Here is a 7,443-nt window from a genome sequence, read left to right as displayed (position 1 = left end):
GGGACGCCGCGTACCGCGATGCTGGTACGCCCAACCCCACCACAATCTGGGCCGAACGACGGCCCGCCCATGGTGAACGTGGAAGCACGCCTGTACACCCGGGCCGGTGCACTCGAGCTCCCAGGAGCGTTGAAGGGCGTGACCGCCCGGCTCACCGTCGACTACGGCGCCGGGAATACGAAGTCGGTCGACGTACCGCCGCAGACCCAAGCCGCCGCGGACTCCGGCGGCAGCGACATCATTGTCTTCGCCGCGCCACTGCAGCTTCTTGACGGCACCGAGGAGTCACTCAGATTTACCGCGGACATATCCGGGGCCGGCTTCAAAGTGCCCCCATTCGATTACCACACATCGATCGACGGCCGCCCTGGGCCGATCGTCACCGTTCCGACCCTCAACGGACCTCTCCCACGCGGCGGCTCGGTGTCCGCCTACCTGACTGTCACTGGCGACTGGGGCTCGATCAGCGAAATCACGGTCAAGACGTTGGGGGTCATCGGCGGTATCACCATTAATCCGCCCACACTGCATCGCTATGCGGTGGAGGACGGCGAGCCCGTGCTCCTCACGATCCACGCCGCTGAAAACGCCCCGCTCGGCCCATCGGGCGGCATCATTCAGGTCTTCGACGCCGGCCTACCCTCCCGATGGCTGGGCGACCAGTTCGTCGCCCTGACCGTCGTTCCCTTCCCCGCCGACAGCCGTGTCCCCGCCGACAGCCCCGTGAACAGATGGCAGGTAGGGTTCCTCAGCATCCTCAGCCTCGTCGGGCTCGGCATCATCACTGCGGGCGTCCTCAAACTCCAGCGCCGTCTTACCCGGCAGGCGCCGGTCGGCGGTCTCAAGATCAGCCTCTACCGTGACAACATCGCCTGTGATGTCCTGGAGCCGAGCGCTCCCGGAAAATCCACGATTTCTTTTGGAATCGACAACGCGGACGGCACCAGCCGTGGGGATCCGTCTTTCTCCACCGACAACGCCAAGGTGAGCGGCGCCGGTCAGCGCTTCACGGTACGACGCAACGGGCAGAACGGGATGATTCAATTGGACCGCAATTCTCCGTGGGAATCGGCCACACACCCGGTAGGTGACAAGCTCGCCCATCTGCTGAACGACCGGGTCTACTTCATAATCGCGGACACCAAGAAAAACGCATCCACGACCGGCTCGATGTCCACCATGGAGCCCTGATGCCCGGCCAAATCGTCACTTTCTACTCCTTCAAGGGTGGCGTCGGCCGCTCCATGTGCGTCGCCCACGTCGCCTGGATACTCGCGTCGAACGGCAAGAAAGTTCTCGTGGTGGATTGGGATCTGGAGAGCCCCGGCCTCTACCGCTACTTCGAGCCCGTGCTACGGCAGACCGGCTACGGCGCCGACGAGATCAGCAACCGCCTGGGCCTGCTGGAGGCCATGACCGACCTCGCCCCTTTCATTTCGCGTGTGGCCGAGGCTGGCAGCCTGGCGAGCGACGTCCTGAGAAGTAGGCAAACGGAACTCCAAGCAGCTGAGAACAGCGCACGGGCCAGCATTACACGCTCATGCTTTGCCATGTCGACAGACGGCCTGTTCGACTCAGACGACGAGGTGTTGTTCATCCTACCGGCCGGCATGGAGAGTAGAACAGACGAGAACGGCAACTCCTACCACGCCCGACTCGCAAAGCTGGAATGGAGCAGCTTCTACGGGAGAGGCGGCAACAGATTCCTCAAAGGTGTTTTTGAACAGCTCCGCGCGGAGTACGAGTACATACTCATTGACAGCCGGACCGGTTACAGCGGCACCGCCGAGGCATGCCTGCACGACTTTCCGGATACGGTCGTCTTCTGCTTTGCGATGAACAACCAGAACATCGAGGGTACCCGACGAAGAGCCTACGAGATCACGCGGTCGGGGAGGGACATCAAAATCTTGCTCCTGCCTACTCGGGTCGACGGTTCTGACGGACTCAGGCTCGACGCCGCACAAGACCTCTGTCATCGCACCTTTAATGATCTTGTTCAATCGTCGACGCTGATTCCGACGGCGGAGCGGGACGGCTATCTGGAGGCTGTGGAAATTCCCTATGTCCCAGGCCTCGCTTTCAACGAGAAGCTGCCACGACTCCCCGAGGCCAATCACGACGAATCCGACCCGGCGCCGCTGGTGACCGTGTCGTGTGAACGTCTCGCCGGCTATCTGGCGGGTGATGGGAATACTAAGCTGAGGATTAAGGACAAGAATCGGTGGATGCTGCTGTCCGGTCGGGAACCGTGGGACCCGATGACATTCTCCAACATTGTGGTCAGCTCCGCATACGGAGACTACAAATGGGCTGACTGGGTGACCTGGCAGCTCGAGGAGCGGGGCTTCCGTGTGAGCCGCCATCACGCGTCCAGGCCGGACGTCGACCTGGACAGAATCTGGACGGATCCAGATCAAAAGGTGTGCCTCGTCGCACTCATGTCACATGAATACCAACGGTCTGCCTCCGCGGAAGCCGCCTGGGAATTGTTCTACCGGCAGCAGGACAGATTGAATCGTACGGTCGCACTCCTACCGGTGACGGTCCGTAATAGTACCGCGACAGGAATATTCATGCGCCGCCGTGTGACGACGAACCTTATGGCACGCGATGAGGACGCCGCTCGGCGGGAGCTCTATGCTGCTCTAGGTGAGCCGGCTGGTGCCCGCGCCGCCAACATAGGTCGCCGCCGTTATCCCCCGATATTTCCCGGTGAAATGGCCTATATTCCTCGACGTATCGTACAATCCGTCCCCGAGTTGCCGGTGGACGATCTGGAGCATTCCTATAATGAGGGCCGCTATCTGCTTGGCACGGAAGAGCAGATTGGCACTGCGGTTCACAAACTGAGACAATCCGCGAATGTGGCGCAGAAAATCGGCCACACCTACGCCGAAGCGCGGGCCTGTCTCAGCATGGCGGTCGCGAATCTCAGACAGGACGACTGGGCCGGCGCGGCAACGAGCCTTCGACGGGCGAACGACAGCATAGCCCTTCTTGAGCTCGACGACGCCTTGGCGGAGCAGATCACCGACGCGATCGGCATGGCAATGGAGAAAATGGGTGATCCACCGTCGCCGGGCAAGCCGGGTGGGCCACTCGACTACAGGCGTCGCGCCTGGGGCGAGCTTGAGATCACTCGCTCCACCGCTGCGCGCCATGCCGAGAGGTACATCCGTCAGCACGCCACGGCCGCTCTGCGCCTACTCCGAGATGACCAAAAGGAGCGGGCCCGCGGTAATCTGGCGCTAGGACTTTTCTTTGCTTTTGAAAGAAATCCCCTCCGCGCCCGAGAGAACCTCTCCCTTGCACGCGACCATTCACGCGGGAGTGACCCGACCACCCACTTCGCGGCGTTGACGGCGCTCGCGGACATCGCACAGGACAGTGAAGCCAGAGAACAGTACTATCAAGAAGCCGTGAGGGCGGCGGCCGACGACAGTCAGCGGATCATCGCGCATGTCAAATTCGGTGATTTCGCGAAAAAAAGACGCGATGATAATTACCGTACCCATTACGAGAATGCGATCGGTGTCGGCGAGGGAAGAATTCTGATCTCGACCTACCTGTTGCGGGCGCTGGACGAGACCCGGCCCGCCTGGCCGGCACTCGACAAGCTGCGACCATGGAGCGACGGGCCGACCGACCAGGCCACTGAAAGCGAAGCTTCTTGTATTGACCATGCGTTGAAAATCATCTCGATTTCACTGGAGCTTAAAGATGAAAAATCCGGCGAAGAACGAACCATGCTGATCGAACGGCTCAGCGAGAGGGATAATCCGCTTGGAATGATTCAAACACGACTGGCAGAACTCCGGGCACCCAACGGTCCGACGGTCGAGAGATTTGTCGGCGAAGCTTTTGAATCAGTCCCGAGGTAGCGGCACCGTCCAGCCCGGAAAATTCACCCCATCTATTTCCGAATCAGCTCATCCGCGCTCTGATCGCTGTTCTGCCATGGCGTGGAAGAGTGCCCGGCCGACAGCCTGCGCCTGCTCTTGCTCCGCAGCGTTTGCACCTGCCCTCACACCGCGCCGCACCAGGCTCCGGACCTTGCACAGCGCCTTGTCACCGACGCCTTGTTTGTCAAACTCATCCGGATCGCAGTGGAACGCCAACGCAGCCGCCGCGATCATCGCCCGCACGTCCTGCAAAAAGCTTGGTGTGATACCGCGCAGCAACAGTGTGCCCGCATCGTGGATCTTCTCAAAATCTTGGAATCCCAATCCCAGTCGGCCGCTCAGCGTCTGCCCGGCCAGTGCTTCATAAGCACCGGCGAGCACGGCGTCCACCACCTTTTCCGCCTCGCATGAAGTTGCTCTGTCCGGCCAGGATGCGGACCAGCTAGCGGCAAGACCCGAGGCCACAGCGGGGCCGCGGATCTGGTCGACGGCCGCAAGGCACACCCGCGCTCGCAACGGTGCAGGTGGGTATTTTTCGGTGTCCACACCCGCTCCAGTGCTCATCAGCGCGTCGAAGAGCGTAACGGCATATGCCTCACCAGCCGAAATGCAGCCATACACGTCGGCGAACACCTCGCCCGACCAGTCCAACCACTCCGCACTCACGCCGGCGTCTGCGATACGCTGCCGTAAAGCGTCGTCGAGATCAAAACGATCTTCTATATGGTGGCCGACCTCGTGCGCGACGTAGAGGAGGTCTGGTACATGGTGGGTCGTGTACCATGGAATACCGATCATCGGGAATGGTATCTCCCGTTGCCATGTACGGCCTTCTTCCGAACTCATGCCGAACTGGAGAAATTCGCTCCCTCGGAGCTGAGCGAACGGCGTCCGTGAACGGTTGAGGAATACCAGTGGAGGCTCGATCGCGATGGTGGGATCACCTCGAACGCTACCGATCTCGACCGCTGGCCGGTAGCACGCCCAGGCAAACTCGTCAGCCGCCACCAGAAAATCTTTGCTCCATTCGACGAAGCGGAGCGTGAGTTTCGAGCGAAAGAAATCCCAGACATGATGCAGATCGAGAATAATATCTTGAAGATCACCGATGGAACACGTCGCTTCCCGCGTCCGCACGCCGGCTTCCTCAGCAAATGATTGAAGCATTATGACGATGCTCCGCACCTGACTGTGATTTTTCTCCAGAGGACCGTCTTTCTCGGCCTCACTCGCCCACAGGCGAAGTTCGTCCGACAGGCTCTCCACCTGATGGTTCCATTCGACCCGACGCCGTTCACCCAATCCGCTCATGCACGAATCAGCGCCGAGGTGGCGACGAACACGGCCGTGGCGCGCGCCGCCCAGCCATGGAGATCGCCCGATTCCGGCAAGGAGTCCGCCCACACAGGCTCACGCAGATCGCGGATGGCAGCCAGTACATCGACTTGTCTGCGCAGCCCTTCGGCTTGTCTGCGCAGCCCTTTGGCCAATGCACGGGTCACTTCTTTGCTGTGGCGCAATTCGAGCCCGGCGGCCACCACCACGGGTGCCACAGCCTGTTGGAACAGCAGCGCCGCGAAAAGATTGCGGAGGAGTAGTTGGGAGTGGAAGTCCGCGGACGAGCCGGGCGGCGGCGGGTCGAGCACCACGACCGGCGCGGTACCCGGTTCGCATTCGGCAATCCAGCTCGCAACCTCCCGAGGCCGGACGTCGGTACCGCGGACCCCGCCCGCCGGCCGTCGGTGTGGGCTGTCGGCGGAGAAATCGAGGCACGGAGAATCACCGATCATTACCAGCGGTGCCCGCAGGTGCAGTATCGCGGGAGTCGAGATGTCGTTGTTCCGAATCAGTCGCAGCCCAGTATTCCCCAGATCCGACCGCTTGATGTGCCGAATCTGATAGTGACACTCCTCGTATTCCCGCACGATGTCGAACAGTGTCGACTCACCGGACGGTTTGGCCTGGTAGTCGGCGCGCGTCGCCGGCCTCACGATCGCAACAAATTGATCATTTCCATCGCCATTCCGCCCCCGCAGAGATTGTCGCAATGATCTGTATAGTTCGACGCCCTGTTCCGATGAAACGGAAACCGTGGCCGTGGTGCTGTCGGTGCGCAAGTCGGCGAACCTGTCCACGTTCGTGGCCCGGGCGGCCTCCAACCAGCGGATGTTCACCTTGTTGGCGGCGGTTGGCATGCTGCGGTACATGTTCAGCCAGCTGCGACGCTCTCCATCCGCCGGTGGCGGATCGGCCAGCTCCCAGGGCAGCATCTGCACTCGGGGCTCGTCCGATTCGAGCCGAAGTGTGTACCTGATCGCGTCGCGGTCTACCGCCCGTGACGCGATCCCGGTCAGTACCGCCGCGAGCTGCGACGGAAGATAGCCCTCATCAGCCGCCATCAGGCGTTGGAGCTCATCAACGTCGACGATCACACCATCAGGTCTGGTAACCACATACGGTATGTCATCACGACGGGCCTCGAAGACAATCTTGATCTCTTGTTGTGGCACCGGCAGACCGAGAGTGTCATAGATGCGCCGTGCTTTGTCTTTGCTGTCGTCCCGCTGATCGGCCGGCCCGATCTCGGCGCGCGCATCGTATATCGCCGCCGTCCAGCGTGACTTCGTCCGCACCTCACCGGCGCTGTCGACCGCTTCCTGGAGATACCGGAACGCAGCATCACGATTACCTGCGTCGCGGACTTCTCCGGCTGCTGACGGCTGCTTGGCCAGTAGTTTGAAGGCCCAGGCGCGCAGGAGCCACAATCTCTCGTCGCTGTCCGGCAGGCTTCCATCGACCAACGACTCAAGATGATCCCGCAATATCGGATCAAAATTACGCTGATAGGGACCAGAATTGAGTTCAGCATAGTGATCACTGGGACGCGACCAGCGCCATCGCGCCAACAGCGACCTAGCCTCGGGCTGCGGGTTCCCCAGCGACCGCTGATCACGACAGACCCGTCGCGCTTCGCGGAACAACGGCGTTCGCAGAGTCGTGTTGGAAAGAAGAACGCCGGGGCCGTCCAGTGTTGCGACCTCCGAACGGAGCCCTTTAAGTTCGTCCGAATCCGCTCGCGGCGTATCGCAGAATTCAAGATCCGCCAAGGGAAGAAATCGAGCGGTCACCGGCCGGATCTTAGGGAGCTCTGCGGTTAGCCTGACGGCAAAATGACCCGCCGCCGCACGTACGTCTGCTGTGTTACTACTCTGATGGCAAAGCACCAATCCGGTCACCGCGACGCGGGCAGCGATCTGCGGTGGCACGACGCGTTCGGTCATCGCCGTGAGGCAGTCCGTCAAGACGCCGATAAACCTCGGTATTTCCGCACCGGACGCTTTGATCGCCTGAGCCTGCACAGCGAGTAGCCAGATACGGACAGAAACCTCGTCGAAACGTCCGTTCGGCTCGACAGTCGGCGGGTTGGACACGTCATCGGGCAGTTCTTCGCTGGCCGTTGCGATGTCCCCGACGTCCCGCATCAGGAACGCCCCATATGCCAATCGCCACGTGGGGTGCCCGCTCGTATATCCCAACC

The 7,443-nt window shown here is 61.3% G+C and carries 4 protein-coding genes; 2 read left to right on the top strand and 2 right to left on the bottom strand.

The window, feature by feature from the left end; translation table 11 throughout:
* On the top strand, nt 1-1,191 hold a 1,191-nt coding region (locus tag U9977_RS18315; RefSeq protein WP_322750502.1), incomplete at its 5' end, for a hypothetical protein.
* Entirely contained in the window at nt 1,191-3,884 is a 2,694-nt protein-coding gene (locus U9977_RS18310; RefSeq protein ID WP_322750501.1) for a KGGVGR-motif variant AAA ATPase, read from the top strand. The genes U9977_RS18315 and U9977_RS18310, both read left to right, overlap by 1 nt.
* Before the next feature lie 48 nt (nt 3,885-3,932).
* On the opposite strand, the gene U9977_RS18305 is transcribed toward U9977_RS18310, so the two are convergent.
* Together U9977_RS18305 and U9977_RS18300 are read right to left on the bottom strand one after the other, a co-directional pair.
* Entirely contained in the window at nt 3,933-5,216 is a 1,284-nt protein-coding gene (locus U9977_RS18305) for a hypothetical protein (RefSeq protein ID WP_322750500.1), read from the bottom strand.
* A partial coding sequence (locus tag U9977_RS18300) for a hypothetical protein (RefSeq protein ID WP_322750499.1) occupies nt 5,213-7,443 on the bottom strand: 2,231 nt, incomplete at its 5' end. The genes U9977_RS18300 and U9977_RS18305, both read right to left, overlap by 4 nt.

The organism is Protofrankia sp. Cas8, assembly GCF_963555845.1.
Taxonomy (GTDB): Bacteria; Actinomycetota; Actinomycetes; order Frankiales; family Frankiaceae; genus Protofrankia.
The sequence above is the reverse complement of the archived record's forward strand: the minus strand, read 5'-3'. Positions and strand labels throughout refer to the sequence as shown.